Raw genomic sequence first — 26,997 nt, 5'->3', positions numbered from 1 at the left:
ACGCGACTGTTCGACCCCTGCCTGGTTCCACCGGGCGGGAGCGGGCATGATTTCGTCGCAGGTGAACGCAGGGGCGTCGCCGATCGAGGGACGGGGGATGCCGTGGCACAGCTCAGGCTCGGTTTCTGGCAGCGTCTCGCGGTGATGCTGGTCCTCCCGGTGATGACCGTGCTCACCCGCAAGACCTGGCACCGGATGGACGACGTCCCGGCCACCGGGCCGGTGATCCTCGTCCCGAACCACGTGTCGCACTTCGACCCCCTGGTCGTCGCGCACTACGTCTGGCGGTCCGGCCGGTGGCCGCGGTTCCTCGGCAAGGCCAGCGTCTGGAAGGTGCCGGTGATCGGGTTCCTGCTCCGCAAGACCCGGCAGATCCCGGTCGAACGGGGCAGTGTGGAGGCGGTGAAGTCGCTGGACACGCTGGTCGAGGCGCTACGCGAGGGCGGTGCCGTGGTGATCTACCCGGAAGGGACGACGACCCGGCACCCCGAGCTGTGGCCGATGCGGGGCAAGACCGGCGCGGCCCGGCTCGCGCTGCTGACCGGCGCCCCGGTGGTGCCGATCGCGAACTGGGGCGCCCAGGAGATCTTCGACCCGCGTACCAACCGGCTGAAGCTGCGCCGCTCGCACGTCACGGTGACCACCGGCGCGCCGATCGACCTCAGCCGCTGGGCCGGCGTCGAACCCACCCGGGCGGTGCTCGAGGAGATGACCGAGGCGATCATGCTGGGCATCCGGGACCTGCTCGCTGAGATCCGCGACGGCGAGCCGCCGGCGCTCTACGACCGGCCCGCGCGTCGGGCCACTACCTCGGAGGATGCCCCATGAAGGCGGCCGTCATCGGATCCGGATCCTGGGGCACCGCGTTCGCCAAGGTGCTCGGCGAGGCCGGGTCGGAGGTGCGCATGTGGGCGCGGCGGGAGGCGGTCGCCACAGAGATCCGGGAGAAGGGCTCCAACGAGGGCTCGCTTCCCGGCATCCGCCTCGGGCCGACCGTCACCGGGACCACCGACCTGGCGGAGGCCGTCACCGGCGCCGAGCTGATCGCCATCGCGGTGCCCGCCCAGACCCTGCGCGGCAACCTGGCCGACTGGGCCGGCTCGTTCCCCGGCGACGCCACCGTGGTCTCCCTCATGAAGGGCATCGAGCTCGGCACGCTCAAGCGGATGAGCGAGGTCATCGTGGAGACGGCCGGTGTCGCCCCGGACCGCGTCGTGGTCGTCTCCGGGCCCAACCTGGCCCCCGAGATCGCCGCCGGGCAGCCCACCGCGACCGTGGTGGCGTGCTCCGACGAGAGCCGTGCCCGGCAGGTCCAGCACGCCCTCGCCACGCCCCACTTCCGCCCCTACACCAGCGACGACGTGATCGGCTGCGAACTCGGGGGCGCCTGCAAGAACGTGATCGCCCTGGCGTACGGGATGGCCGTGGCGATCGGCCTCGGCGACAACACCCGGGCCTCGCTGATCACCCGCGGCCTGGCCGAGACCGCCCGGCTCGGCGTGGCGCTCGGCGCCGACCCGCTCACCTTCGCCGGCCTGGCCGGCCTCGGCGACCTGGTCGCCTCCTGCTCGTCGCCGCTCGCCCGGAACCGCACCTTCGGCGAACACCTGGGCCGTGGCGACTCCCTGGAACAGGCGCAGATCGCCACCCGGCAGACCGCCGAAGGCGTCAAGAGCTGCCTGTCCATCCGCGACCTGGCCCGGGCGAACGGCGTGGAGATGCCGATCGTCGAACAGGTCGAGCGGGTGTGCCACGAGGGCGTGGACCCGCGGGTCGCGGTGAAACTGCTGATGACACGGGAGATGAAACCCGAGTGAGCTCCTCGTTTTCGGACTCCTTCTCCGACGGCACGCGGTCGGTGCACGCCGGGCTGCCCGCTCCGGTGGTCGGTGAGCCGTTCCTCCCGGGGCCGGTGTTCGCGGCGCCCTACCACCTGGACCCGATGACCGGGCCGGGGGAGAACGGGTACGCCCGCACCGAACACCCGACCAGGCGGGCCCTGGAAGCGGCGATCGCCTCCCTGGAGGGCGCGCCCACGCTGGTCTTCGCCAGCGGCCAGGCGGCGATCACGGCGCTGCTGCTCGCGGTGCTGCGCACCGGCGACACGGTCGCCCTTCCGGCGGACGGCTATTTCACGGTACGGGCATTCGCCGAGGGCACCCTCCGTGACCTGGGTGTGAAGACGATCCTGGTGCCGACCGCCGGACCGTACCCGGACTTCACCGGGGTGCGTCTCGTGCTGCTGGAGACGCCGGCCAACCCGGGACTCGACGTGTGTGACGTGACAGCGGTGTCCGCCGCCGCCCACGAGGCCGGTGCGCTCGTGGCGGTCGACAACACCACCGCCACGCCGCTCGGGCAGACGCCGCTCGCGCTCGGCGCCGACCTGGTGGTCGCGTCCGGGACCAAGGCGCTGACCGGGCACTCCGACGTGCTGCTCGGCTACGTGTCGGCCAGTGACCCCGAACTGCTGGCCAAGGTCGAGACGTGGCGCAAGCAGACCGGCGCGGTGCCCGGGGCGTTCGACTCCTGGCTGGCGCACCGGTCCATCGCGACGCTCGACCTGCGGCTGGCCCGGCAGAGCGCCAACGCGGCCGCGGTCGCCGAGCTGCTGCTCTCCCGTTCCGACGTGACCGGCGTGCGGTGGCCGGGACTACCCACCGACCCGTCGTACCCGGTGGCCTCGGCGCAGATGCGGCGGGTACCCGGCATCGTGTCGTTCGACCTGGGCTCGGCCGAGCGGGCCGGGCGGTTCCTGTCGGCGGCGAAGCTGGTGTTCGCGGCCACGTCGTTCGGCGGGGTGCACACCACGGCGGACCGGCGGGCCCAGTGGGGTGACGACACGTCGCCCGGCTTCCTGCGCTTCTCCTGCGGCATCGAGGACACCGCCGACCTGCTGGCCGACATCACCACCGCCCTGGACGCATCGTCGTGACCACCGCTCCCGGCCGCCCGGCCCCCTTCCTCGCTGCCGCTCCCGGCCTTTGCGGTAGCCGATTCGGCGGCCGGGCGTTGGTCCGGTCGTGACGGCCTGGAGCGGCTTCAGCGGTGACGAGGTGGCGGCGCTCACCCAGGGGACGAGCTTCTTCGCCGACCCGGGCGAGCGGGACTGCCCGGCCTGCGGGCAGCGGCGGCTGCGCGCCTACTTCACGACACCGGCCAACGCGAAGCGGCCCACCCTGGTCAGCTACGTCTGGTGCGGTGCCTGCGACAAGTTCGTGGGCACCCGCGCCAAGCACCCGGAGGGCCTGATCTTCTCCGATCCGCTGGCCACGCTCCCCGCCGACGAGCGGCGCGCCCTGGAACGCAGCCTGACCGGCTTCCTCGCCCACCTCGACGCCCTCTGGGACGCCGGAGCCCTCCCCCAGACCTTCACCACGGCCTAGCCGATCTCCCCTGCTGGCCCTCAGCGCTGTATCAGGCCCCGTGAGACAGCCCCCAGGGCCAGCTGGGGAGATCCACTCTCACGGCACGTCCTGGCTGCGGAACGGTCACGCTGAGGTGGACGGTGGTGCACTCGACGTCCCCCGCAAAACGCCGCCGGTGTCGAGGCAAGTGATTTGCCGACGCCAGCGGGGTGTGCTGGCGGCGGGAAATCACCTGCCTCGACACCGGTTACAAGGCGTTTTGCCGCGGAGCGAAGCGGAGCAATCGAGCTCAGCCCGGCGCGGGCGGCAAAGGCTTGCGCCGCGCTGAGGTCGCCTTGAACTGGCGGGACGGGGTGGATTCTGTGGGGGCTTTCCACCTCGTACCGGAAACGGGTTTGAAAGGTGTGACGGGAGCCGGCGGCCGGATGATCAGCCGTGGGTGGCGACGAAGTCGTGCAGCCAGTCGGGGGCGATGGGCGTGCCGGACGGGCCGGTGCGGCGCAGCGCCTCGCCGGGGCGGATGCCGAGCAGGGCGAGCGTCATGGTGGCCAGCAGTGTCGACCGGCCGTTGTCGGCCGCCGCCTGGGTGACCACGAAACGGCCCGCGCGGACCTCGCGGGCGAGACGGACGGCCAGCGCGACCACCCGGTTGGCCTCGTCGCGGGTGGCGGTTCCGTCGGAGATCGGGAAGGGCACCACCTCGATGCCGGCGGTGTCCGGGCCGGGCTCGGCGGACGACACCAGAATCTGCACCCCGGCCCGGGCGAGCGCGCTCAGCTCCTGCGGTGACCAGGGCTCGTCGGCCGGGTGAGCCATCGTCGCCAGCTGCCCCGGACCGGGTCCGGCGATCACGTGGAGTGCTGGAGCCATGAACGCTTCGTCCTCCCTGCCTTGCACATCTTCACGGGTGCCGCCACGAATCCCGATTCTGGCTTACGCAGAGTAGGGTCACCCCCGGCATGCCCGCTAGCTGGAAGGCGCAGAGAAGAGTGACGTCCCCCCGCAAGACCCGCGTCGCGATCGTGTTCGGTGGTCGCAGCACTGAGCACGCTATTTCCTGTGTCAGTGCCGGTGCGATCCTGGGTGCCCTGGACCCGGATCAGTACGAGGTTCTGCCGGTCGGAATCACCCGTGAGGGTCGCTGGGTCCTCGCCTCGGGTGACGCCTCGCAGCTCGCGATCAGCGACCGGCGGCTGCCGGAGATCACGGCCGAGTCCGGCAGCGCCGTGGTGTTGGCGGCCGACCCGACGGCGACCGAGCTGATCGTGCGCGACCCGGCCGAGGGTGTCTCCGAGCTGGCCGGTGTGGACGTGGTGTTCCCGGTGCTGCACGGGGCGTACGGCGAGGACGGCACCATCCAGGGCATGCTGGAGATGGCCGGTATCCCGTACGTGGGCGCGAACGTGTTCGCCTCGGCGGCGGCCATGGACAAGGAGTTCACCAAGAAGCTGGCGGCCGCCGAGGGCATTCCGGTCGGGCCGTACGCGGTGCTGCGCGCCGGGACGTCGCTGTCCGAGGCGGACAAGGAGCGGCTCGGCCTGCCGGTCTTCGTGAAGCCGTCCCGGGCCGGGTCGTCGACCGGCATCACCAAGGTCAGCGACTGGGCCGACCTGGACGCGGCCATCGCCAAGGCCCGCGAGATCGACCCGAAGGTGCTGGTGGAGGCCGCGATCGTGGGCCGCGAGATCGAGTGCGGGGTGCTGGAGGGCGAGGCCGGTGGCGTGCCCGAGGCGTCGCTGCTCGCCGAGATCCACGTCGACGACGCCGACTGGTACGACTTCGAGACGAAGTACCTGGTCGGCAGCCGCTACACGATCCCGGCGCCGGTGTCGGAGGAGCTGACCAGGCGGGTGCGGGAGTTCGCGCTGCGGACCTTCACCGCGCTGGACTGTGCCGGGCTGGCGCGTGTCGACTTCTTCGTCACGGCGGACGGCGAGATCTTCCTCAACGAGATCAACACCATGCCGGGCATGACGCCGACCTCGATGTTCCCGCAGATGTGGGCGGCCACCGGCCTGGAATACCCCAAGGTGGTGGACCGTCTCATCCGGACCGCGCTGCGCCGGGGAACCGGGCTGCACTAGGGCTCAGGCGCAGCCGCTGGGCATGGCGTCCTCGGGCTTCGACTTCACGGTCTTCACGACCGTCTCGGAGAACTCGTTGGCCCACTGCGCCGGATTCTCGTACGCCGACGGCACGGTCACCCGCACCGGGACCTCACGGTCCATCGTGGTGAGGACGGCCGTGCCGCCGTCGTTCTTGCCGAACCAGCAGACCCCGTCCATGAGCAGCAGCTCGGTGTCCATCGGGACGCAGCCCGGGGTCCGGTCGTCGAGCCTCGTGCACATGGCCGGCTGCGGGACGCCACAGGAGACGACCACCGGGGGCTCGCCGTAGGCCGCGTTCTGTTCCGGCCCGGCCGAGACCTTGCGCGCCTCCAGATCCCGGATCTTCGCGGGCAGCTGGGAGGTCACCGCGAGGCAGACCTGAGCGGCCTTCTCGTCCAGCCGAGGGGCGTCGACCTGAACCGGGGTGCTCGGAAGGGCCTGGGGGGCTTTGGCTGGTTCATCCGATTTCTCCGGAATCAAGGAGAAAAAGGCGACGAGACCTACGATCAAAGTCACCGGTACGGCCACAGCGGTCGCCCACAGCGCGGCGGCCCGGCGGGTCCGGTCTTCGTCGATCTTCGAGGTCTCGAGGTCCACCATGTCAGAGGTTTACCACGGAGCAGGTGAGCGTCCTCGTGATGCCCGGCACGTACTGGACCTTGCTCACAATGAGGCCACCCAACTCGTCCACGGTGTGCGCCTCGGTCAGCACGACCACGTCGTACGGACCGGTCACGGCGTCGACCCGCACCACCCCCGGTATCTTCTCGATCGCGGCGGCCACGTCACGGGCCTTCCCGACCTCCGTTTGAATCAGGATGTATGCCTGGACCACGATCGACTCCTATCCGCCAGCGCGTCGGTGATCCCCGGTCGTGAAACTACCGTACGAAGCGGCCCGGCAGCGGGTCGCCACCATCGAAGGACTTAGACGTGAGCATCGCAGAGGCCGGTGAATTCGGGCTGATCGGCCGAATCGTCTCCCGGCTCGGCTCCGGATCCGCCACCCTGCTCGGTCCCGGCGACGACGCCGCGGTGGTCCGCGCCGCCGACGGACGGGTGGTCGCCTCCACCGACGTACTGGTCGAAGGACGCCACTTCCGCCGGGACTGGTGCGGGCCCGAGGACATCGGCCACCGCGCCGCCGCCGCCAACCTGGCCGACATCGCCGCCATGGGCGCCACCCCGACCGCCCTGCTGGTGGCGCTCTGCGTACCGACCGGGCTCGACGTCACCTGGGCCGAAGGGCTCGCCGACGGACTCTCCGCCGAGGCCGGGCTGGTCGGCGCGACAGTGGTCGGCGGGGACACCTCGGCCAGCCCGACGCTCACCATCGCCGTCACCGCACTGGGTGACCTGGGCGGGGTGGCGCCGGTCCGGCGGGACGGGGCCCGGCCCGGTGACGTGGTCGCCCTGTGCGGGCGGATCGGGTACGCGGCGGCCGGCCTCACCGTGCTGTCCCGTGGCTTCCGGACGCCGAAACTGCTGGTCGACGCGTACCGGCGGCCGGACGTCCGGTACCCGGCCGGACCCGAGGCGGCCCGGCTCGGCGCCACCTCCATGATCGACGTGTCCGACGGGCTGCTCCAGGACCTCGGGCACATCGCGGAGGCCAGCGTGGTCGGGATCGACGTACGGCGGGACTCCTTCGAGCCGCCCGCCCAGATGCTGGACGCGGCCAAGGCACTCGGCGTCGACCCGTACGTCTGGCTCCTCGCCGGAGGCGACGACCACCCGCTCGCCGCGACCTTCCCGCCCGGGGTGACCCTCCCCGAACACTGGCGGGTGATCGGCTCGGTGCTCGACGGCGCCGGGGTCACCGTCGACCGCAAACCCTGGACCGGCGGCACGGGCTGGGACCATTTCCGCTGACCTCGATTAGTCTTGCCCGCGTGCAGGACATCAAGATCAAATCCGCGGGGTTCGGCGACCCGGCGGTCCAGTCACTCGTCGCCGAAAACCTGCGAGACCTCTCCGAACGGTACGGCGGCAGCGGCGACGACACCCCCATCACGGCAGCCGACTTCGCCCCGCCGAACGGCGACTTCCTGGTCGCCGTCGAAGACGACCGGCTGATCGCCAGCGCCGGCTGGCGACGGCACGGCGACGACGCCGAACTCAAGCGCATGTTCACGACGAACGCCGCCCGCGGCCGCGGCCTTGCCCGCCGCATGCTCGCCGCCGTGGAGGCCTCCGCCACGGCGGCCGGCTGCAAGCGCATGATCCTGGAGACCGGCGACCGTCAGCCGGAGGCCATCGCCCTGTACGAGTCCGCCGGCTACGTGCGCATCCCCGACTTCGGCCACTACGCCGGTCACCCGGGCGTCCTCTCCTACGCCAAGCCCCTCTAACCCCACCGCCCCCACGCATGCGCCCGCACCCCGCGGCCCACGCATGCGCCCGCACCCCGCGCCCCACGCATGCGCCCGCACCCCGCGCCCACACATGCGCCGCAGGCGTTCTTGGACGTTTTGCCACCCCTGCCACCCCCCAGAGGTGGCAAAACGTCCAAGAACGCGCCCCGCGCCCCGCGGTGCCTGGCCTGTCGCTCGCCGCGCGCCGCATCCCGCGTGGCTCGCGGAAGCGCCGTTGGCGATCTTGGGCGTTTTGCCACCTCTCGCGGTGGGGAGGCGTACAAGAACGGCGCGGTGCCTCGCTCGCCGGACGTCGCTCGTCGCGTGCCTCGCTCGTCGCTCGCCGCGTGCCTCGCTGCTCGTTGCTCGCCGGATGCTGGTCCGCACGTCGCACGGCTCGCGGGTGCGTTGTTGGCGATCTTGGGTAGTTTGCTAACTCTTTCGGTGGGGAGGCGTCCAAGATCTGATGAGGGGTGTTCGGGGGTGGGTCCTGTTTACCCCTCGTTTTTGGATCTTGGACTTTTCGCCACCGGGAGAGGTGGTGAAGTATTCAAGAACGGGATGGGTCGGAGGGCGGCGCGGAGCTGGGCCGTTATCTCGGCTGGGCGGTGGCGGATCGCCCAGGCCGGGAAGCGGAGGACGCGATCGCCGGGAATCCACAGATCGTTCTGGCGGCGCATGTCGGCCCACCAATGCTCGACGTCCATGTGATGGCCACCGTCGATCTCGACGTGCAGCCTGCATTCCTCGAAGTACGCGTCCAGGTAGTTTCGCCGCCCGTGTGCGTCTCGGCGGGCATGCTGGAGGAGCGGCTCGGGAAGTCCGGCTCGACGGCATAGGCGGAGGAAATCGGCTTCGGCCGCCGAATGCACTCCACCCGAGGACCAGGTGACCGCCTCGGAGATCAGCGCCCGGCGTTTGGCCCGGGGCATTCGGGCGAGAACTGTTCGGACGTCATCGGCGTAGACCAGGCGCTGCTGGAATCCGGCCGCGATGATGGCCCAGGCCCGCTGATCGGAGATCGCCCATTGGGCCGCGTCGACGAGTGACCGGGCCGGCATGGTTCCCGGCGGTCGGCGCATCAGGTGGATGTCCGATGCGGGCAGGATGCCGGTTCGGTGAACCACGACCCCGGCCGGGGGACCGCTGGGTGTCTTCTCAGCCCGAACCAGCACATCGATCCGGTCGGTGATGAAACCACGGAACCCGACGGTCTCGAGTGCGGACAGGCCGCCGAGCAGCGTGCCATCGCCCGTGCTCAGGACCGCGATCCAGCGCCGGGCCTCGCGGTCGACCGGGCCGGTGTGTGCGACGTAGACGCCGCGATGCGCGTGCTGCCATCGTCGCGAACCGAGGCGCCGCTCCACCATTCGGGCGGAGAGATGCCGCAACGCTTGTGAGCGGCTGAGTACACCGGCCTGTCGTGCCAGCAGTTCCAGCAGTGGGGGATCGGTCTCGGCGGACATGGCCGAGATGTTGCCGTTCCCGGCCGTACCGGACGAACGGATTCCACCGTCCCTGTGGACGCCCGTCCCCGACGGGGTCTTCCTGTGGATAACCGAGTCAAGTGAGGACTGGCCGGCGTCGTGGGAGTCACCCTGAAGGCCGAACCCGGGCGCCGCGCCCGCGCAGGCCGGGGTGCGTCGCCCGCGCAGGCCGGGGTGCGTCGCCTAGGTGGCCCGGGTTGCGCCGTTTGGGCAGAGCTGGGTGTGTCGCTTGGGCAGACCTGGGTGCCTCGTCTGGGCAGGCCCGGGGTGCGTCGCCTAGTGCCCGGGGCGCCGTTTGGGCAGACCTGGTTGCGCCGTTCGGGTAGAGCTGGGTGTGCCGCTTGGGGGCCTGGGTGCCTCGTCTGGGCAGGCTGGGGTGCGTTGTCTGGGCAGGCGCTCGACCCGCGGGTCGGCGGCTGCGCGAGGTGGCCTGCTGATGGGGGTGGCGTTGCCGGAGGGCTGGGGCGAGCCTGGTGGAGGCGGGCCACGCGGTGCCGGTGGGTCGGTGGTACATCGTGCGGTGAATGGCGGGCAGAACAGCGGATAGCCGCTGAACCCGGGGGTTCAGCGGCTATCCGATCAGCCAGAAAGGCTCGGTCAGGCGCGGACGACCTTGCCGGCCTTGATGCACGAGGTGCAGACCTTGAGCTTCTTGGTGGTCCCGCCACCGGCCGGGGTGCGCACCGACTGGATGTTCGGGTTCCAGCGGCGGTTGGTCCGCCGGTGCGAGTGGGACACGTTGTGGCCGAAGCCCGGTCCCTTGCCACAGACGTCGCACACGCTAGCCACGGGATACTCCTGGGTTTGATACGAAACTGACCTGATCCAGCAACCGGAACTGATCCGATCCAGAAACTGGAGGCGCCCAGGGAAGCAAGCATCGCCCAGGCAACCCGGCAAGGTTACCCGATCCCCGGCCGGGGGAGCCAATCGCCCCCGGTCAGCGTGCGTGCGCGGCGATTGTCGGAGGTCGCAAGTACGATTTTCGCGTGCTGGAGACCCTCGATGCCGCCGCGGTACGCCGCTGGTGCGATGGTGGGCTGGAGGCACTTCGGGCGCATCAGCGTGAGATCGACGATCTGAACGTCTACCCGGTGCCCGACGGCGACACCGGCACCAACCTCGTTCTCACCCTGACGGCCGCGCATGAGGCGGTTGCCGGTCCGGTGGAGCCGGAGCCGGGGCCGGAGGGCATGACCGCGGTGGCCCGGCTGATGCGCCGGATGGCGCGTGGCGCCCTGCTCGGCGCCAGGGGCAACTCCGGCGTCATCGTCTCGCAGATCCTCCGCGGCATGGCCGACACCTTCGCGGCCGCCGTCGCGGTGCGCGGCGGTGAGCTGGCCCGCGCCTTGCGGACGGCGACGGACGCCGCCTACGCGGCGGTGGCCCGTCCGGTCGAGGGCACCGTGCTGTCGGTGGTGGCCGCCGCGGCCGAGGGCGCCGGGCGGACCAGGTCCGACGACCTGGCCACGGTGGCGAAGGCGGCCGCGCAGGCCGCCGCCGAGGCGCTGGATCGCACCCCGCAGCAGCTACCGGTGCTCGCCCGGGCCGGCGTGGTCGACGCCGGCGGGCGCGGCCTCTGCTTGCTGCTCGATGCCCTGGTCGAGGTGGTCGCCGAGGGCGAAACGCCCCCGACGGCGCTTGCCCGCGACAGGCTCCCGGTGGTGTCTGACGGTGACAGGCTCCCGGCGGTGTCTGACGGTGACAAGCCCCTGGTGGTGCCCGACGGCGACAAGCCCCTGGTGGTGTCTGACGGCGAGACGCCTCCGGCGTCCGCGCACAGCGGCATGCAGCCGATGGTGGCCGGCGGCCCCGCGGTGCCCGGCTCCGGAAGCGGCGATCCGGAGGACCCGGATCCGGCCGTCTGCAGCAAGCCGTTCACCCCGATCGGCGGCCCGGCGGCAACCACTGTGCTGCCGATTTCCGGCCATCCGGCGGACCGGGCGGACCCGGGCCAGGGGCAGGCGGTCTGGAGGGGTGAGGACCGGGTGGACCTCAGCCATCCGGCGGGGCACGAGGACGAGTGCGCCGGTTACGGGTTCGAGGTGCAGTACCTGCTGGAGGCCACCGAGGAGGCCGTCACCCGGCTGCGGGGCGCCCTGGACGGCCTGGGTGACTCCCTCGTCGTGGTGGGCACCGGCGACGGCGACCCCCCGACGTGGAACGTGCACGTCCACGTCACCGACGTCGGCCCGGCGATCGAGGCGGGCATCGAGGCGGGCCGCCCGTTCCGGATCCGGGTGACGCCGCTGGTGGGCCACCGCCCCGGCCCGGAGCGGCGGGCCGCCGTGGTGGTCGCGGCCGGGGACGGGTTGACCGCTCTCTTCGAGGGGGAGGGCGCCACCGTCGTGGACCGTAATCCGTCGACCGCCGAGTTGCTGGCGGCCGTGCACAAGACCGGCGCCGGTTCGGTGGTGCTGCTGCCCAACGACGCCAATACGCAGGCGGTCGCCGTCTCGGCCGCGCGGGAGGCGGAGGCCGCCGGCATCCGGGTCAGCGTGGTGCCCACCCGTTCGCCGGTGCAGGCGCTGGCCGCGCTGGCGGTGCGGGACGAGCAGCGCCCGTTCGCCGACGATGTGATCGCGATGGCCGAGGCGGCCGGCGCCTGCCGGTACGGCGAGGTCTGCACCGCCCAGCGGGACGCTCTCACGGTGGCCGGCCCGTGCCGGGCGGGTGACCTGCTGGGCCTGGTCGACGGCGAGGTGCACGTGATCGGCGGCGATCTGACCGACGTGAGCCACCGCCTGCTGGACCGGATGCTGGGCGGGGGCGGCGAGCTGGTCACCCTGGTGCTGGGGGCGGCCGCCCCACCCGGTCTGGAGGCGGATCTGCGCGGTCACGTGCACCGCACCTGGCCGTTCATCGAGTTGCAGTGCTACGCCGGCGGCCAGCCCCGGTACCACCTGCTGGCAGGAGTCGAATGACCACCACGGACACCCCGCTGACCAAGGTTCTGGGTGCGAAGACCGCCAAGGCCCTGGAGCAGCATCTGGAGTTGCACACCGCCGGTGACCTGATCTACCACTTCCCGCGGCGGTACGACGAGCGTGGCGAGCACACCGACCTGCGCAGCCTGAAGGTGGACGAGCAGGTCACCCTGCTGGCCCAGGTGCAGGGGATCAACGTGAAGCCGATGCGCCAGCGCCGCGGCAACATGCTCGAGGTGACCATCGGTGACGGCTCCGGTGCGACGCTGACCTGCACCTTCTTCAATCAGGCGTGGCGGGAGCGGGAGCTGCGCAAGGGCGTGTGGGGGCTGTTCGCCGGCAAGGTGACCGAGTTCCGCGGCAAGCGCCAGCTGAACGGCCCGGCGTACCAGCTGCTCAGCGCCGATGCCACGCAGGACGACGCGGCCGCCGAGATCGAGGAGTTCGCGGGTGCGCTGATCCCGGTCTATCCGGCGGCCCAGGCGGTGCCGACCTGGGTGATCGCCAAGTGTGTGCGGACCCTGCTGGACACGTTCGAGCCGCCGCCCGACCCGATGCCGGCCGAGGTGCGGGCGAAACGGAACCTCACCGGCATCGGCACCGCGTTGCGGGAGATCCACCGGCCGAGTTCCGAGGAGGCGCTGTACAGGGCGAAGCACCGTCTCAAGTGGGACGAGGCTTTCGCCGTACAGCTGACGCTTGTGCAACGCCGGGCACGTGCGGCCGCGGCTCCCGGCACCGCCCGGCCCCGCGTGCAGGCCGGGTTGCTGGCGAGGTTCGACGCCGGTCTGCCCTATGAGCTGACCGAAGGTCAGCGTGACGTGGGTGAGGAGATCGCGGCCGACCTGTCCCGGCCGCATCCGATGCACCGGCTGTTGCAGGGTGAGGTCGGCTCGGGCAAGACGCTGGTGTCGGTGCGCGCGATGCTCCAGGTGGTGGACGCGGGCGGGCAGGCCGCCCTGCTCGCGCCGACCGAGGTTCTGGCCACTCAGCACTTCCGCGGGATCAGCGCCCAGCTCGGCGCGCTGGGCCGGGCCGGTGAGCTGGGCGGTGATCCGGAGGGCACCCGGTTGACGCTGGTCACCGGGTCGCTGGGGGCGGCGGCCCGGCGTGCCGCGCTGGCCGAGGTGGCGGACGGGCGCGCCGGCATCGTCGTGGGCACGCACGCCCTGCTGTACGAGGGTGTCGACTTCAAGGATCTCGGCCTGGTCGTGGTGGACGAGCAGCACCGGTTCGGGGTGGAGCAGCGGGATGCGCTGCGCGCCAAGGCGGCCCGGCCCCCGCACGTGCTGGTGATGACGGCCACCCCGATCCCGCGCACGGTGGCCATGACGGTCTACGGCGACCTGGAGACCTCGATCCTGTCGCAGCTGCCGCGCGGCCGTTCGCCGATCGCCTCGCACGTGGTCCCCGGCGACAACCAGGCGTATGTGAACCGCACCTGGCAGCGGATCAGGGAGGAGGTCCGGGCCGGCCACCAGGCGTATGTGGTGTGTCCCCGGATCGGCGACGGCCCGGAGGACGAGGAGTCCCCGCCGAAGGACGCCGAGCCGGCCCGCCGCCCGCCGTTGGCCGTGACCGAGGTGCTGCCGCTGCTGCGCGAGCAGTACCTGCACGGTCTGCGGATCGACATGCTGCACGGGAAGATGCCGCCGGACGAGAAGGACGCGGTGATGCGCCGGTTCGCGGCCGGTGACCTGGACGTGCTGGTGGCGACCACGGTGATCGAGGTGGGCGTGGACGTGCCGAACTCGACCGTGATGCTGATCCTGGACGCCGACCGCTTCGGCGTCTCCCAGTTGCACCAGCTGCGCGGCCGGGTGGGGCGGGGTTCGGCGCCCGGCATCTGCCTGCTGCACAGCGAGGCCGCGGAGGGTTCGGCGGCCCGGGAGCGGCTGGACGCGGTGGCCGCCACGACGGACGGTTTCAAGCTCTCCGAGATCGACCTGGAGCAGCGCCGGGAGGGTGACGTGCTGGGCGCGTCGCAGTCCGGCAAGCATTCGCACCTGCGGCTGTTGTCGCTGCTGCGGGACGAGAAGCTGATCAAGGAGGCGCGGGCGGAGGCGTCCGCGCTGATCGGCGACGACCCCGACCTGTCCCGTTACCCGGCGCTGGCGGCCTCGGTCGCCGCGCTGGTCGACGAGGATCGCGCCGAGTACCTGGAGAAGGGTTGATCTTTCACATCTGCCCCCGCGACGCGTGGGCCACAGCCATCACCGAGGGCTTCATACCCGTCGGGGCGGAAGGCTTCATCCACTGCTCCGCGGCGGACTGGGTGCACATGCCGGCCACGCTGCGTTTCCGCGGGCGTACGGATCTGCTGCTGCTGGAGATCGACGAGGAGCGGCTCGACGTGCCGGTCGTCTGGGAGGACGGTGTCCCACCGGAGCCGGACGGACGGCAGTTCCCGCACCTCTACGGCCAGATGGACGTGGGCGCGGTGGTAGCCGTTCACGACTATCCACCGCGCCCGGACGGTTCTTTCCCGGAATGGGTCAGGCCGTGAAGTCGACCTTGCGGCGGCGGGCCGGGAAGAAGAGCACGCCACCCACGACGAGCAGCAGGAACACCGTGAAGGTCAGGGCGTCCTTGGCGGCGGGGCCGAACTTCTTGACCGATGCTGCTCCTGGGGTGGGGAACGGAAGGGGCGCGCCGACCACAGTCGACGCGCCCCGGTGTTACAGGTGGTTCAGGTGGATCAGGCGGTGAACTTCACCTTGCGGCGACGCGCCATGACGAAGAGCAGCGCGCCGATGGCCAGCAGCGCGGCGGCACCGCCGGCGATGCCACCCGCGGCGGCGCCGGTGACCGGCAGACCCGGCTCCTCACTGTCCTCGTAGCCCGCGGGCTCGACGTAGTCGACCTTCACGGTCTCCGAGTAGGTCTCGCCCTCGTAGGTGACCGTGATCGTCAGGTTGACGAAGAAGCCCTCCTTGGCGGAGAACGTCTCCGAGCCCTTGGTGCCGGGGGCGACGGTGCGCTCGCGCTTCTCGCCCTTGCTGGTCTCGTAGCCCAGCTTGATCGGCAGGCTGTCCTTCGGGTTGTCGAACCCGATGGTCATCGTGTCGCAGGTGAGCTCGAAGATCGGCTCGGGCTCGCCCGGCAGGTCGTCCGGAATCTCCGGCTCCTCGGACGGCAGGCTCGGGGACGGCGACGGGGAGGACGGCGACGGCGAGGCCGGCGGCTGCTCCTTCTCCTTGTCGCAGGTGCCCTCGAAGTTCGCGGTGTTCTCCCGCGGGAGGTCCTTGTGCTGGTTGTCGAACTCGACCTCGACACCCAGGCGGGCGAAGGTCTTGGTGCCCTCGACGCGCTGGACCGCCGTGATGGCCTTGTTGGTGTCGTAGGTGTACTCGTTGCCGACCTTGTACTCGGGGAGCTCCACCTCCTTGACCGGGGTGCCCTCTTCGGCCTTCACGGCGTTGAAGCGGAACTTCTCGACGCCGTCGGGGGCGTTGCCGGTGACGGTCCAGGTGACGACCCAGTCGCCGGTCTTGGTGTCGCAGTCCGCCGAGTAACCGATGACGCTGTCGGTGGCGTACGCCGGGGAGGCGGCCACCGCGACACCGGCCAGGCCGAGAACGGCGCCGGCAGCCAGACCGGCCACGCGGCGGAGCGGGGATTTAGACAGGTTCACGCCTTCTCCTGTGAAAGGGGTTCGGGAGCGCGTGGGAGGCGGCCGACTGTCGCTGGTGGATGAAACCGGGTCCAGAGACGACGCCTAACCCCGCGGCTGCCCGACCCTAGCCATTCCCGGAGATCAAAGAAACGTCTCAGCGCTCGCTAAGGAGCTTGTTGCAGATCTGTGATCTTCGCTTTACCGAACGGAACCGTATCGTCGCGCGTCGTGCCCGTGACGAGGGAATTGTTCATGCGAAGGTGGCTCACGCGAGGTGGTGAAGTAGCGTCGGCACTGATGACCAGGATTATCGCGGGTGCGCACGGCGGCCGTCGGCTGTCCGCTCCGTCCGGCGCGCACACGAGGCCCACATCGGACCGTGTCCGGGAGGCGTTCTTCAGCGCACTGGAGACGATGACCGACCTGTCCGGCTCGCGGTTCGCCGACCTGTATGCCGGATCCGGCGCCGTCGGCCTGGAGGCGCTGTCCCGCGGCGCCGACCACGCGCTTCTCGTCGAGTCGGACGCCAAGGCCGCCCGGGTCGTGCGTGACAACATCGTGGCGCTGCGTGTCGGTTCGGCCGCCAGGCTGGTCACCGGCAAGGTCGTGCAGGTCCTCGGCGACCCGCCGGCCGGCGGACCGTACGACGTGGTGTTCGCCGATCCGCCGTACGCGCTCGGCGACGACGAGATCGACACCGTTCAGGAGGAACTGGTGGCCAACGGCTGGCTCGCGCCCGGCGCCGTGGTGATCTTCGAGAGGTCCACCCGGGGTGGACCGTTGAGCTGGGTGGACGGTCTGGCGGGCGACCGTACCCGGCGTTATGGCGAGACCACGCTTTGGTACGGTCGCCGATCATGAGACGAGCGGTGTGTCCCGGCTCCTTCGACCCGGTCACCAACGGGCACCTCGACATCATCGGACGGGCCAGCCGGCTCTTCGACGAGGTCATCATCGGAGTCCTCATCAACCAGTCGAAGACCGGCCTGTTCACCATCGACGAGCGTATCGAGATGCTCGGCGAGGCGACGGCGCAGTACAGCAACGTCCGGGTGGCGTCCTTCCACGGCCTGCTGGTCGACTTCTGCCGGGACCAGGGCGCGGCCGTGGTCGTCAAGGGCCTCCGCGCGGTCAGCGACTTCGACTACGAGTTGCAGATGGCGCAGATGAACATCGGGCTCTCCGGTGTGGAGACCCTGTTCATGCCGACCAACCCGCTCTACTCGTTCCTGTCGTCGAGCCTGGTCAAAGACGTGGTCAAGTGGGGTGGGGACGCCTCGTCGTACCTCCCGGACAATGTGCTGGCTCGCCTGGTGGGTCGGTTGAAGCAGAATTAGGCGGGCGCGAAGTAACGTGATCGCACCACGTTGGGTGGCGGTTCGACGACGGGAGTGAGGCACGGTGGATCCGCTCGACCGCATCGACGAGATCATCGACCTTGTGCAGGACGCACGCTCCGTGCCGATGTCCCGGACGAACTTCATGTTCGACCGCGCCGAGATGATCGACCGGCTCGAGATCCTCCGCTCCGAGCTGCCCGAGGCGCTGCGCCGCGCGGCCGCTGTCCTGGACGAGCGGGACCGGATCGTCGATGCCGGCCGCCGCGAGGCCGACCGGATCGTCAGCGAGGGTGAGACGGAACACGCCCGGCTCGTGTCGGTGAACGAGATCACCGTCTCGTCCGAGCACGAGGGCGCCCGGATCATCGCCGAGGCGCGGACCGAGGCGCAGCGTCTGCGTGAGGAGGTCGACGACTACGTCGACACCGCGCTGGCCAACTTCGAGCAGTTCCTGACCCGGGCGCTGGCGTCGATCGAGCGGGGCCGTGACAAGATGCACGCGCTCCGCGAGATCGGCAACTTCCAGGGGGAGGACGCCGAGCGCCCGCTCCCGTTCTGACCACGTTTGGCAAGCAGCCCGATTCGACGACGTCCTACAAGCTCAGGTAATGTTTTCGGTCGGCCTACCATGGCTGAGGAATCACGATGCCCAAGTCACCGCAGAGTCACCTGGACCCCAGGCAGCCGCTGGTCGTCGACACGACGAAGCTCCCCCGGCAGCCTGGTGCGACGCGTGCCCTGAATCGGGTGGTGCCGGCCCCGGCGGACCTCGGTCTGGAGCTGATCTCGGTCCCCGAGGGCTCCGATCTCACGATCGACGGGACCCTGACGTCGGTCTCCGAGGGGGTCTACGTCAGTGGCACCGTCAGCGGCTCGCTCACCGGCGAGTGCGGGCGTTGCCTCAACGAGATCGACAAGTCGTTCGAGGTCTCGATCGCGGAGCTGTTCGCCTACGAGGACAGCACCACGGAGGAGACCACCGACGAGGACGAGGTCGGCCGGATGTCGGGCGATCTGCTCGACCTGGAGCCGGTGGTGCGGGACGCGATCGTCCTGACCCTGCCGACCAATCCGCTCTGCCGGCCGGACTGCCCAGGGTTGTGCCCCGAGTGTGGGGTGCATTTCGACGAACTCCCGGCTGATCACAGCCATGAGGAAGTCGACTCCCGCTGGGCCGCTTTGCGCAATCTGTCAAAAAACGAGGAGTAGGAACCGTGGCCGTCCCCAAGCGCAAGATGTCGCGCAGCAACACCCGCTCGCGCCGGGCGAACTGGAAGGCGACCGCGGTGGTTACCGCGGCCTGCTCCCAGTGCAAGTCGCCGAAGCTGCCGCACGCCGCCTGTGGCGTCTGCGGCACCTACAACGGCCGTCAGGTCCTCGAGGTCTGACGTCGCGCGTGACTCGCCCGATCATCGGGCGGGTCGTGCCCGAGCGGTGGCGAACCACCGGTGCCACGGCTCCCGGACAGCGCACTGTCGGGGAGCCGGGCACCGCGCGGATCGCCGTCGACCTCCTCGGCGGGGACCAGGCTCCCGCCGTCGTGGTTGACGGCGCTCTGCGCGCTTGCCGGGCCGATCCGTCCCTCCACCTGACTCTCGTCGGTCCGGCCGATGCCGCCGACGCGGTGCTCGCCGCCCTGAAACCGGGCGACCGGCGCCGGATCACCACCGCGATCACACCCACCGACACCATCAGCGGTGCGGTGGCCGCCGTCGCCCAGGGCCGCGCCGACGCGTTGGTCTCCGCCGGCGACACCCGGGCCACGGTTCTCGCCGCCGCCCGCGAGCTGGGCCGCTGGCCCGGCATCCGACGCCCCGCCCTGACCGCCGTGCTGCCCACCGTGGCCGGCCGGGTGGTCCTGCTCGACGTCGGCTCCAGCGTTGACCCGGACGAGGAGACCCTCGCCTGGCACGCCCGGCTCGGGGCCGCGTACGCCGCGGTCGTCTACCAGGTCCCCGCGCCCCGTGTCGGCCTGCTCACCATCGGCACCGAGCCCGGCAAGGGCGACCGCCTGCGCCGCGCCCTGCCCAACCTGCTCGTCGATCTGCCGCTGCCCGGCGGCGCCCGCTACGCCGGACTGGTCGAGGGCGGCGACATCGTCCTGGGCCGCGCCGCCGACGTGGTGGTGACCGACGGTTTCACCGGAAACGTGCTTCTCAAAGGCCTGGAGACGGCGTACGCCCTGACCCGGCCCCCCTCCCCGGACAAGACTCCACCACCCCGCGCCGCGCTGCTGCTCGGGGTGTCCGGCACGGTCGTGGTCTGCCACGGCGCCGCCGCCGGCCCGGATCTCGCCGCGGGCATCGCGCTCGCGGCCGACCTGCACCGCCGCGCCTCGGTCGCGGCGATCGCCGATCTGCTGAGGTACAGCGAGGTATCGCATGATTGACAAGCGCCGTCGTCCGTCCACCGAGCCACTCGAGGAGGCGTTCGGTGTCCCGTTCAAGCCGGAGCTGCTGGAACGGGCGCTGACCCACCGGTCGTACGCGTACGAGAACGGGGGTCTCCCGACCAACGAGCGCCTGGAGTTCCTGGGCGACTCGGTGCTCGGCGTGGTGATCACGTCGGCGCTCTTCCACAACCACCCGGATCTGCCCGAGGGACAGCTCGCCAAGCTGCGGGCCAGCGTGGTCAACATGCACGCGCTCGCCGACGTGGCCCGCGGCCTGGGCCCGGCCGGGCTCGGCCCGCACCTGCTGCTCGGCAAGGGTGAGGAGACCACCGGCGGGCGGGACAAGGCGAGCATCCTGGCCGACACCCTGGAGGCCCTGCTCGGCGCGATCTACCTGGAGCACGGCCTGGAGATCGCCAGCGAGGTGATCCACCGGCTGTTCGACCCGCTGATGGCCGAGTCGGCCGGCCGGGGCGCGGCCCTGGACTGGAAGACCAGCCTCCAGGAGCTGACCGCGGCGCTCGGCCTGGGCGTGCCGGACTACGAGATCGAGGACTCCGGCCCGGATCACGCCAAGACCTTCACGGCCTGGGTGGTGGTGGCCGGCGAGCGGTACGGCGGTTCTGAGGGCCGCAGCAAGAAGCAGGCCGAGCAGCGGGCCGCCGCCGCCGCTTGGCGGACCCTGACCGAGCAGGCCGAGAAGACCGAGCCGTGACCGCGGTGCTGGAGAAACCCACGACAGACAAATTGTGGGACAAAGCGGGCGGATGGAACGGTGTCCTGACGGCCGTCGGCATCCTCGCTCTCACCCGCGTCGGCCAGCTCATCATGATCGCCTGGCTGGGCGGCGCCACCGAACAGCCACGATCCGTCTGGGAGCGGCTCCTCGTCTGGGACGCCGGCTGGTTCCTCCGGGTCGCCGTCGACGGCTACCCCGAGGGCTACACCTACAGCAACACCGGCCAGCTGGAGGGCAACGAGCTCGCCTTCTTCCCGGTTTACCCGATCCTCATCCGGGCCGGCGCGGCGATCGGCATCGAGCCCAGCGCGGCCGCCCTCGGCGTGGCCTGGCTCGCCTCGATCGCCGCCGCGATCGGGCTGTACCTGCTCGGCACCAGCCTCTACAGCAGGCGGGCCGGCTGGGCGCTGGTGGCGATCTGCTGCGCGGCGCCGGCGTCCGTGGTGCTGTCCATGGCGTACTCGGAAAGTCTCTTCATCGCCCTGGTCGCCGGCATGTTCGTGGCCGCGCATCGTCGGGTGTGGTGGGCCGCCGGCCTGCTCGGCCTGGCCACCGCGCTGACCCGGCCGACCGGCGCCGCCGCCGCGCTCGGCCTCGCCGTGGCCGCCCTGCTCGCGATCCGCGACGGCGACCAGCCGAAATGGAAGCCGCTGGCCGCCGCGGCCGCCGCGCTCGCCGGGGTGCCGCTCTACCTGGGCTGGGTCGCCTACCGGGTGGGCGAGCTGAACGCCTGGTTCAAGATTCAGACGGCCGGCTGGGGCACCTCGTTCGACTACGGCGAGAGCACCGGAAAATTCCTCTGGACGACTCTGCGCGAGGGCGACGGCTGGATCCCGCTCAGCGTCGCGTTCATCCTGCTGGCGGCCCTCGCCGCGGCCGGGGTGGCGCTCGCGCAGAAGCCGTGGCCGCCGCTGGTCGTCTACGGCGTGGTGGCGATGATCCTCGTCTACGGGCAGGCCGGTTTCTACCACTCCAAGCCACGGCTGCTGTTGCCCGTACTGTTGACGCTGCTGCCGGCCGTCGTGGCCGCCGCCCGCGCCCGCCCCCGGGTCGCGGTCCTGGCGATCACCGCCTGGGCGCTGTTCGGTCTCTACTACGGCGCCTACCTGGTGACCGTCTGGCCGTACACGTTGTAAAGGACACCGCCAGTGCCCGAGCTTCCCGAGGTCGAGACCGTCCGCATGGGCCTGGCCAAGTGGGTGACCGGCCGCACCATCGCCACCGCCGAGGTGCTGCACCCCCGGGCCATCCGCCGCCATCTGCCCGGCGACGCGCACTTCTCGGCGGTGCTCGCCGACCGGACCGTGCTGGACATCTCCCGCCGCGGCAAGTATCTGTGGCTGCCCCTGGACTCCGGCGACGCGATCGTCGGCCACCTCGGCATGAGCGGCCAACTGCTGATGCAGCCGGCCGAGGCCGCCGACGAGAAGCACCTGCGGATCCGGTTCACCTTCACCGACGGCGGCCCGCAGCTGCGCTTCGTCGATCAGCGCACGTTCGGCGGCCTTGCGGTCTCCGAGGGCGGCGCCGAGCTGCCCGACGAGATCTCCCACATCGCCCGTGACCCGATGGACCCGCTCTTCGACGACGTGGCCTTCACGGCGCGCATCCGGGGCCGCCACACCGAGGTGAAACGGGCCCTCCTCGACCAGACCCTGATCTCCGGCATCGGCAACATCTACGCCGACGAGGCCCTGTGGCGCGCCAGGCTGCACGGCGCCCGCCCCACCGACCAGCTCACCCGTCCCGCGGTCGAGCGCCTGCTCGGCCATGTCCGCGACGTCCTGTCCGAGGCCATCGTGGCCGGCGGCACCAGCTTCGACGAGCTCTACGTCAACGTGAACGGCGAAAGCGGCTACTTCGACCGCTCCCTCAACGCCTACGGCCGCGAGAACGAGCCCTGTCACCGCTGCGGCGCGATCATCCGCCGCGAGCAGTTCATGAACAGGTCCTCGTTCAGCTGCCCGCGCTGCCAACCAAAACCCCGCAAAACCCCTTGATCTGGTACGCGCGAGGGCACTTCCCCGCGATCTTGGACGCTCTCCCACCCGAATCGGTGGCCGATCGTCCAAGATCGCCTGCGTTGGGGGTGCTCAGCCGCGTGATGTGGTTGTGGCGGTGATGCGGGGGGCGGCGTCGGTGGCCAGGCCGAAACCGGCGCCCCGGCGGCCCATCAGGCGGCGGGCTGCCGTGAGCAGGGGGGCCGGCACGCCGTGGACGATGTGCCCGTCGCCCGGGCGGACACCGTCGCCGTCCCAGCTCTGGTAGGCCGACCACGGGCCCTCGAACGTGCAGATCCGCACCCCGAGGTCCCGGTAGAGCGGATGGGTCGGCACCCCCGGATTCAGCACCACCCGGTGTAGCCCGCGCCGGGCGGCCAGCCGGACGGTCAGCGCGACCGGCCCGACCCCGCCCGAGCCGGCCGGCGCCCGGTCCAGGAACAGCCCCTCCACCCCGTCGGCCCGCCAGGCGTCCACGTCGGAGAGCACGTCGGCCAGGGAACGGCTGCCCCAGTCCAGGTCGATCCGGCCCAGCGACTGGTGCAGGGTCCGCCGGTCGCCGGGCTGTTCCCGGACGATCCAGGTGTCGGCGTCGAGCTCCAGGCAGGGCGACGGGTGGGCGTACGGGGGAAAAAGGGTCTTCACGGCGTTCTCCGAAGGTCGGCGGCGGTCAGGGCGACGATGAGCAGGCCGGCGAGGTGCGTCGCGGCGAGTACGGCGACGGCGGCGGGCAGCATCCCCTCCGGCGGGGCGGACATGGCCAGCACCGCGGCGGCGATCGGCGGGAAGGCGGCCAGGACGGCGGCGATTCCGTGCCGGGACCGGGCCGCCAGCAGGAAGGTGACCGCGAACACCCCGCCGAGCAGGGTGCCGGCGGCCAGTGCGAGCACCGCGTCACTGGCTCCCGGCACTCCGGCGAGCCCGTACGGCAGCCGGTACGCGGCCAGCAGCAGCCCACATCCGGCGGCCAGCGGCGGCACCAGCCCGGCCAGGGTGATCGCGGTGACGTTGCGGACGTGGCGGTCGAACTCCTCCGGCGTCTCGGCCGAGTCCAGCCCCGCGTCGAGCCGGGCGGTGTGCCAGCCGATCAGCCCCTCCAACAGGGGTACCGCCACCAGCAACGGCAGCACCGCCGGCACCGGCATGGCGGCCGGCCCGCCCCGCCAGAGCAGCACCACACTGACCGCCTGAGCGACCCCGATCACCAGGTAGGCGACACCGCGCCGCCGTTCGGCCGGGCTGAGCCGGGCGGGCCGCGTGGTCCGGCCGAGCACGGCGGGCCGGAAGGCGCGCACCGTCACCGCCACGATCGCGGCTGGGAGCAGGGTCTCCACCGGCACGGCGGCGATCCGGTCCAGCCCGGCGGAATCGGCCAGGGTCGCGGCGGCGAGCAGCCAGCACGGCGTGAACCAGGCGGCCACCGAGGCCTCGGCCCGGGTGACGAGCGCCGCGGTGACGCAGCCGAGGCTGATCAGCCCACCCAGTCCCACCGTGGCGGCCAGTGCCCGGTCCGGTCCGAGCAGCACGCCCGGCGCGACCCACACGAGCGCGAACCAGAGTCCGATGACCGCGGCGAACCCGGAGGCCACCATGCGTGCCGCGGCGGCCGGACCACCCCGGCGGGCCACGCTGACCCCCATGGCCGCCAGCCCCTGGGCGGCGGTCCACCCGAGCAGGAGCGTCACCGCCGGAACCTGCCATGCGACCCGTCCCAGCGACTCCGCCCCGGCGACGGCCAGGCTGAGCGGCCCGAGATACAGGACGCACCGGACGAGCGCGGCGACCAGATACCCGCCGGGAGCGCGCCGGGCACGGGTCACTTGCGCCGAGCGCCGCCGTCCGGCCGGCCGGTGCTCCCGCTCACTCCTTTCCGGGTACGCGTCCCGCGCGCCCGCTTCACCGTGGAGGGAGACGCTCCCGGCCGGCTCGTCCCGGAGTCCCGAAGCCGCGGCCGTCCCGTCGCTCTCCCACCCCCGCACCGGCAGGCCCTCGACCGCACCGGTGCCCGTGGCCCAGGCGTCGGGCGCGGCGGTGGTTCCGGTGAGAGCGCTCGCGGGCCAGACCCAGGAGCCGGTCAGGTTGCCGCCGGCTCCGTCCGCCGTCTCCCACCCACCGGTGAAGCCGCTCTCCGGCGCCCCGGCCCAGCTCTCGGCGGCGTTCCCGCTGCTGCCGGCCCATCCCTGGGCGGCGTCCGTGCTGGTGTCGGTCCATTCCGGGGCGGTGGTCCGGCTCGTGCGGGCCCACTCCTGGGCGGCGTCCGTGCTGGTGTCGGTCCATTCCGGGGTGGTGTGCCCGCTGGTGCGGGCCCACTCCTGGGCGGTGTTCGCGCTCGTGCCGGCCCACTCCTGGACGGCGTCCGTGCTGGTGTCGGTCCATTCCGGGGCGGTGTGCCCGCTGGTGCCGGCCCACTCCTGGGAGGTGGTCCCGCTCGTACGGGCCCATTCCTGGGTGGAACCGGCGGCCGGGGACGCCCCGGACCAGAAGGCCCGCCCGTCCACGACCCCCGAACCCTCCAACGGGTCGGTGATGCTCGCGGCCGGGAGCTTCTTCTCGGCTGCCGCCCAGGGGTCCCAACTCGCCGGAGCCCGGGACTCCACATCCGGGAGCGCCGACCCGGTGGGGGCCTCCACCTCCGGTTCGGCGGCCGCGTGGCGGCCGGTGCGGCGCCGTGGTGGCGCCAGTTCCGGCTGGTTCCCGGCGACATACCGGGGGTCGGCGGCGTTCTGCCGGCGGCGATTGCGGACGCGTACGGAACGCGTCGTCGTCGTCCCACCCGTGCCGCGTGGGGGAGTGATCCTCATACCTTCTCCCGAGTTAGCCAGCGCACGGTCGCCGGCGTGGTGATCCGGGGCGCGGGAACGGTGAGTGCCAGTTCGAAGGCCGGCGCCGGCGGTGGCGCGGCCAGATCGCTGTAGAGGGCGCCGTACACCCGCACCACCCGGTCGACGGTGAAATGGGTGAGGGCCCGCTGCCGGGCCGCCTCGCCGAGCGCCCGGCGCCGGTCGGGGGACCGGAGCAGTCCGACGATGGCGATGGCCAGCTCGGACGGGTCGCCGGGCGGCACCAGCAGACCGGTGTCGCCGAGTGTCTCGCCGGCCGGCCCGACGTCGACGCCGACCACCGCGCGGCCGGACATCATGGCCTCGACCAGCCGGTACGGCGGATCCGCCGGCCCCGGAACGTGCGCCACCACCTGCCCGACGGTGTACCGGTCGCGCGGATCGGCGGGCAGTGGATGCAGCCGTACGGCCCGGCCGAGCCCGGTGCGCTCGATCTGTTCGGCGCACTGCTCCTCGTGGGCCGCGGTGATCCCGACCAGGTGCAGAACCGCCCCCGGCACGGCCGCGGCCACCTCGGTGAACGCCTCCAGCACACAGGACAGCCCACTGTCCGGCCCACCGCTGCCGGCCCACACCACGGTCGGCGTGCCGGCGGGTTCGGCGGCCCCCGGATACTCCCGCGGGTCGACCCCGGCCGGCACCTGAACGAGCCGGGTCGGCTGCGCGCCGTGCTCCAGCGCCCAGCCGTGGTGATAGGTGGAGAGCGGCGCGATCAGCGCCGCCTCGGCGTACCCGGTACGGGCGACCGACGTGCGGAACCGGCGCAGCACGGTGCGCACCCCGGGGGACAGCCGCTCCTCGGCGGGCCGTTGCCGGGGCACCGCGGTGCGCGCCTCGGTGAGCAGCAGCGGAATTCCGGTACGCCAGCGCCCGGCCAGCGCGCTGAGCAGCGGGGTGGTCCCGCCCACGCAGTGCACCAGTTCCACCTCGGGCAGCGGTACGGCCAGCGCCCGCATGGCGTGCCGGATCAGGGTGGCCGCGGTCCGGGCGTCGCGCACGCTGAGCCGGGGCATCGGCGGCTGCCCGTCCGAGGCGTCGGCCTGGCGCTGCCGCCAGGCCTCGAGCAACGCCTCGGTGAGCGGTAGCGACGACAGCGGACCGGCGCGACCGGAGTCCTCGGTGGGCGGGCAGAACCCGGTGATGCGGCGCAGGCCCTCGCCGAACAGGGCGGTGACCGGGGAGACGTCGCCGAGCAGGCCCCGGCAGAGCAGAGTGGCGGCCTCGGCGGCCTCGGCGGCGTCGTCGGCGGCCGCGCCGCGCCGCCGGTCGGCACGTGCCGGGTCGCGGCCGAGCGCGATGGCACGCGCCGAGCCGACGTTGAACGGAAGCGGGTACGCCGGCGCGGACGGTGGTTCACGGTCCGTGACGGTCAGCAACTCGAAGCGGAACCGGCGCAGCCCTTCGACGAGGGTCCGGCACCATCCGCCGAGGGCGTCCCGCCGGTACGGGTACCCGCCGCCGGTGAGCAGACAGATGCGCTCGCGTGACGGGGTCGGATTCACGCTGGAGGCAACGACACAAACCGCCGAAGTCACCGGAGCATGTCGGCTAGGCGACACAATTACGTACTATTTGTACCGGTTTGTCGGCCACCTTTGCCCGGTTTTACCCGAAAGGCCATGACGTGCGCGCCTACTTCCCGCGCTCGTGCCCGTACCGTCCGTCGATCTCCACCCGTCCGGGCCCGCGATGTGGCCGTGCCGCCGGCTCGTGAACCCCTTCGGGCGATCCGCCCAGACCCGTGTCCCGAACCGTCAGATCTTGCGGAAAATGGCGGTGCCGGATGGGATCGAGATCCCCGCCGACGGTGCATAATCCCAGCTGAA

The 26,997-nt window shown here is 71.7% G+C and carries 29 protein-coding genes; 19 read left to right on the top strand and 10 right to left on the bottom strand.

Annotated features, from left to right (window positions below; genetic code table 11):
* The first annotated feature begins 102 nt into the window (after positions 1-102).
* The 4 genes from IEZ13_RS03625 to IEZ13_RS03610 all read left to right on the top strand — a co-directional run bounded on the left by IEZ13_RS03625 (position 103) and on the right by IEZ13_RS03610 (position 3,386).
* Positions 103-828, top strand: a complete 726-nt coding sequence (locus IEZ13_RS03625) for a lysophospholipid acyltransferase family protein (RefSeq protein WP_183216598.1) — start codon at positions 103-105, stop codon at positions 826-828.
* The gene (locus IEZ13_RS03620) at positions 825-1,817 is read left to right on the top strand and encodes an NAD(P)H-dependent glycerol-3-phosphate dehydrogenase (RefSeq protein ID WP_183216596.1); all 993 of its coding nucleotides are present in this window, start codon (positions 825-827) and stop codon (positions 1,815-1,817) included. Before IEZ13_RS03625 ends, IEZ13_RS03620 begins: the two co-directional genes overlap by 4 nt.
* On the top strand, positions 1,814-2,935 hold the full coding sequence (locus tag IEZ13_RS03615) for a cystathionine gamma-lyase (RefSeq protein WP_183216594.1): 1,122 nt from the start codon (positions 1,814-1,816) through the stop codon (positions 2,933-2,935). Before IEZ13_RS03620 ends, IEZ13_RS03615 begins: the two co-directional genes overlap by 4 nt.
* Positions 2,936-3,023: 88 nt before the next feature.
* Positions 3,024-3,386, top strand: coding sequence for a hypothetical protein (locus IEZ13_RS03610; RefSeq protein WP_183216592.1), 363 nt, complete (start codon positions 3,024-3,026; stop codon positions 3,384-3,386).
* Positions 3,387-3,797: 411 nt separating this feature from the next.
* Here the strand turns inward: IEZ13_RS03610 and IEZ13_RS03605 are convergent, their stop codons facing one another.
* The gene (locus IEZ13_RS03605) at positions 3,798-4,238 is read right to left on the bottom strand and encodes a hypothetical protein (RefSeq protein WP_183216590.1); all 441 of its coding nucleotides are present in this window, start codon (positions 4,236-4,238) and stop codon (positions 3,798-3,800) included.
* Positions 4,239-4,357: 119 nt separating this feature from the next.
* Here IEZ13_RS03605 and IEZ13_RS03600 point away from each other — a divergent pair, with 119 nt between their 5' ends.
* The gene (locus IEZ13_RS03600) at positions 4,358-5,452 is read left to right on the top strand and encodes a D-alanine--D-alanine ligase family protein (RefSeq protein WP_275408346.1); all 1,095 of its coding nucleotides are present in this window, start codon (positions 4,358-4,360) and stop codon (positions 5,450-5,452) included.
* 3 nt (positions 5,453-5,455) lie between these two features.
* Here the strand turns inward: IEZ13_RS03600 and IEZ13_RS03595 are convergent, their stop codons facing one another.
* Together IEZ13_RS03595 and IEZ13_RS03590 are read right to left on the bottom strand one after the other, a co-directional pair.
* Positions 5,456-6,076: a DUF3515 domain-containing protein gene (locus IEZ13_RS03595; protein WP_183216586.1), complete on the bottom strand. Its 621-nt coding sequence runs from the start codon at positions 6,074-6,076 to the stop codon at positions 5,456-5,458.
* A gap of 1 nt (position 6,077) precedes the next feature.
* The gene (locus IEZ13_RS03590; RefSeq protein WP_014447186.1) at positions 6,078-6,311 is read right to left on the bottom strand and encodes an Lrp/AsnC ligand binding domain-containing protein; all 234 of its coding nucleotides are present in this window, start codon (positions 6,309-6,311) and stop codon (positions 6,078-6,080) included.
* Positions 6,312-6,409: 98 nt separating this feature from the next.
* On the opposite strand from IEZ13_RS03590, the gene IEZ13_RS03585 reads away from it, so the two are divergent.
* Both IEZ13_RS03585 and IEZ13_RS03580 read left to right on the top strand, forming a co-directional pair.
* Positions 6,410-7,348 (top strand): thiamine-phosphate kinase, encoded by a 939-nt coding sequence (locus tag IEZ13_RS03585; RefSeq protein ID WP_183216584.1) that lies wholly within the window; start codon positions 6,410-6,412, stop codon positions 7,346-7,348.
* A gap of 20 nt (positions 7,349-7,368) precedes the next feature.
* Positions 7,369-7,827, top strand: coding sequence for a GNAT family N-acetyltransferase (locus tag IEZ13_RS03580; RefSeq protein WP_183216582.1), 459 nt, complete (start codon positions 7,369-7,371; stop codon positions 7,825-7,827).
* Positions 7,828-8,324: 497 nt separating this feature from the next.
* Here the strand turns inward: IEZ13_RS03580 and IEZ13_RS03575 are convergent, their stop codons facing one another.
* Together IEZ13_RS03575 and rpmB are read right to left on the bottom strand one after the other, a co-directional pair.
* Positions 8,325-9,296: an endonuclease domain-containing protein gene (locus tag IEZ13_RS03575; protein ID WP_183216580.1), complete on the bottom strand. Its 972-nt coding sequence runs from the start codon at positions 9,294-9,296 to the stop codon at positions 8,325-8,327.
* A 618-nt stretch (positions 9,297-9,914) separates the two neighbouring features.
* Positions 9,915-10,106 carry a 50S ribosomal protein L28 gene (gene rpmB, locus IEZ13_RS03570; protein ID WP_026207002.1) on the bottom strand — a complete coding sequence of 64 codons (192 nt, stop codon included), beginning with the start codon at positions 10,104-10,106 and terminating at the stop codon, positions 9,915-9,917.
* A gap of 200 nt (positions 10,107-10,306) precedes the next feature.
* On the opposite strand from rpmB, the gene IEZ13_RS46285 reads away from it, so the two are divergent.
* From IEZ13_RS46285 to IEZ13_RS03550, 3 genes are read left to right on the top strand one after another with little or no spacing between them, the layout of a single operon-like run.
* Entirely contained in the window at positions 10,307-12,241 is a 1,935-nt protein-coding gene (locus IEZ13_RS46285) for a DAK2 domain-containing protein (RefSeq protein WP_203833601.1), read from the top strand.
* A complete protein-coding gene (recG, locus tag IEZ13_RS03555; protein WP_183216578.1) occupies positions 12,238-14,418 on the top strand; it encodes an ATP-dependent DNA helicase RecG in 2,181 nt (726 codons plus the stop codon). The genes IEZ13_RS46285 and recG overlap by 4 nt, the downstream gene beginning before the upstream one ends.
* Positions 14,415-14,750 (top strand): DUF952 domain-containing protein, encoded by a 336-nt coding sequence (locus IEZ13_RS03550; protein WP_183216575.1) that lies wholly within the window; start codon positions 14,415-14,417, stop codon positions 14,748-14,750. The genes recG and IEZ13_RS03550 overlap by 4 nt, the downstream gene beginning before the upstream one ends.
* On the opposite strand, the gene IEZ13_RS03545 is transcribed toward IEZ13_RS03550, so the two are convergent.
* Together IEZ13_RS03545 and IEZ13_RS03540 are read right to left on the bottom strand one after the other, a co-directional pair.
* Positions 14,740-14,904 (bottom strand): hypothetical protein, encoded by a 165-nt coding sequence (locus IEZ13_RS03545; RefSeq protein ID WP_183216573.1) that lies wholly within the window; start codon positions 14,902-14,904, stop codon positions 14,740-14,742. The genes IEZ13_RS03550 and IEZ13_RS03545 overlap by 11 nt on opposite strands.
* 38 nt (positions 14,905-14,942) lie before the next feature.
* Entirely contained in the window at positions 14,943-15,878 is a 936-nt protein-coding gene (locus IEZ13_RS03540; protein ID WP_183216571.1) for a hypothetical protein, read from the bottom strand.
* Between the two features lie 279 nt (positions 15,879-16,157).
* On the opposite strand from IEZ13_RS03540, the gene rsmD reads away from it, so the two are divergent.
* The 9 genes from rsmD to mutM all read left to right on the top strand — a co-directional run bounded on the left by rsmD (position 16,158) and on the right by mutM (position 22,331).
* The gene (gene rsmD / locus IEZ13_RS03535; protein WP_183216569.1) at positions 16,158-16,721 is read left to right on the top strand and encodes a 16S rRNA (guanine(966)-N(2))-methyltransferase RsmD; all 564 of its coding nucleotides are present in this window, start codon (positions 16,158-16,160) and stop codon (positions 16,719-16,721) included.
* The gene (coaD, locus tag IEZ13_RS03530; RefSeq protein ID WP_183216567.1) at positions 16,718-17,197 is read left to right on the top strand and encodes a pantetheine-phosphate adenylyltransferase; all 480 of its coding nucleotides are present in this window, start codon (positions 16,718-16,720) and stop codon (positions 17,195-17,197) included. Before rsmD ends, coaD begins: the two co-directional genes overlap by 4 nt.
* A 64-nt stretch (positions 17,198-17,261) precedes the next feature.
* On the top strand, positions 17,262-17,759 hold the full coding sequence (locus IEZ13_RS03525; RefSeq protein WP_183216565.1) for an ATP synthase subunit B family protein: 498 nt from the start codon (positions 17,262-17,264) through the stop codon (positions 17,757-17,759).
* An 86-nt stretch (positions 17,760-17,845) separates the two neighbouring features.
* The gene (locus IEZ13_RS03520) at positions 17,846-18,409 is read left to right on the top strand and encodes a YceD family protein (protein WP_183216564.1); all 564 of its coding nucleotides are present in this window, start codon (positions 17,846-17,848) and stop codon (positions 18,407-18,409) included.
* A 5-nt stretch (positions 18,410-18,414) separates the two neighbouring features.
* Complete coding sequence (rpmF, locus tag IEZ13_RS03515; RefSeq protein WP_043527495.1) at positions 18,415-18,588, top strand: 50S ribosomal protein L32; 174 nt, start codon at positions 18,415-18,417, stop codon at positions 18,586-18,588.
* Positions 18,589-18,623: 35 nt separating this feature from the next.
* A complete protein-coding gene (locus IEZ13_RS03510) occupies positions 18,624-19,589 on the top strand; it encodes a phosphate acyltransferase PlsX (RefSeq protein ID WP_229794455.1) in 966 nt (321 codons plus the stop codon).
* Entirely contained in the window at positions 19,582-20,307 is a 726-nt protein-coding gene (rnc, locus tag IEZ13_RS03505; RefSeq protein WP_183216560.1) for a ribonuclease III, read from the top strand. The genes IEZ13_RS03510 and rnc overlap by 8 nt, the downstream gene beginning before the upstream one ends.
* Positions 20,304-21,467, top strand: a complete 1,164-nt coding sequence (locus tag IEZ13_RS03500; protein ID WP_183216558.1) for a mannosyltransferase family protein — start codon at positions 20,304-20,306, stop codon at positions 21,465-21,467. The genes rnc and IEZ13_RS03500 overlap by 4 nt, the downstream gene beginning before the upstream one ends.
* A gap of 12 nt (positions 21,468-21,479) precedes the next feature.
* Positions 21,480-22,331: a bifunctional DNA-formamidopyrimidine glycosylase/DNA-(apurinic or apyrimidinic site) lyase gene (gene mutM, locus IEZ13_RS03495; protein ID WP_183216555.1), complete on the top strand. Its 852-nt coding sequence runs from the start codon at positions 21,480-21,482 to the stop codon at positions 22,329-22,331.
* A gap of 93 nt (positions 22,332-22,424) precedes the next feature.
* On the opposite strand, the gene IEZ13_RS03490 is transcribed toward mutM, so the two are convergent.
* Genes IEZ13_RS03490 through IEZ13_RS03480 form a run of 3 tightly spaced genes read right to left on the bottom strand, consistent with a single transcriptional unit; the run spans position 22,425 to position 26,673 of the window.
* Complete coding sequence (locus IEZ13_RS03490; RefSeq protein WP_183216553.1) at positions 22,425-22,976, bottom strand: spherulation-specific family 4 protein; 552 nt, start codon at positions 22,974-22,976, stop codon at positions 22,425-22,427.
* Positions 22,973-25,132 (bottom strand): hypothetical protein, encoded by a 2,160-nt coding sequence (locus IEZ13_RS46280; protein WP_229794423.1) that lies wholly within the window; start codon positions 25,130-25,132, stop codon positions 22,973-22,975. Before IEZ13_RS46280 ends, IEZ13_RS03490 begins: the two co-directional genes overlap by 4 nt.
* Positions 25,129-26,673: a DUF3492 domain-containing protein gene (locus IEZ13_RS03480; RefSeq protein ID WP_183216551.1), complete on the bottom strand. Its 1,545-nt coding sequence runs from the start codon at positions 26,671-26,673 to the stop codon at positions 25,129-25,131. The genes IEZ13_RS46280 and IEZ13_RS03480 overlap by 4 nt, the downstream gene beginning before the upstream one ends.
* Positions 26,674-26,997 lie beyond the last annotated feature (324 nt).

The organism is Actinoplanes campanulatus, from assembly GCF_014647795.1.
Lineage (GTDB): Bacteria > Actinomycetota > Actinomycetes > Mycobacteriales > Micromonosporaceae > Actinoplanes > Actinoplanes campanulatus.
This window is presented reverse-complemented; position numbering and strand designations above follow the sequence as displayed.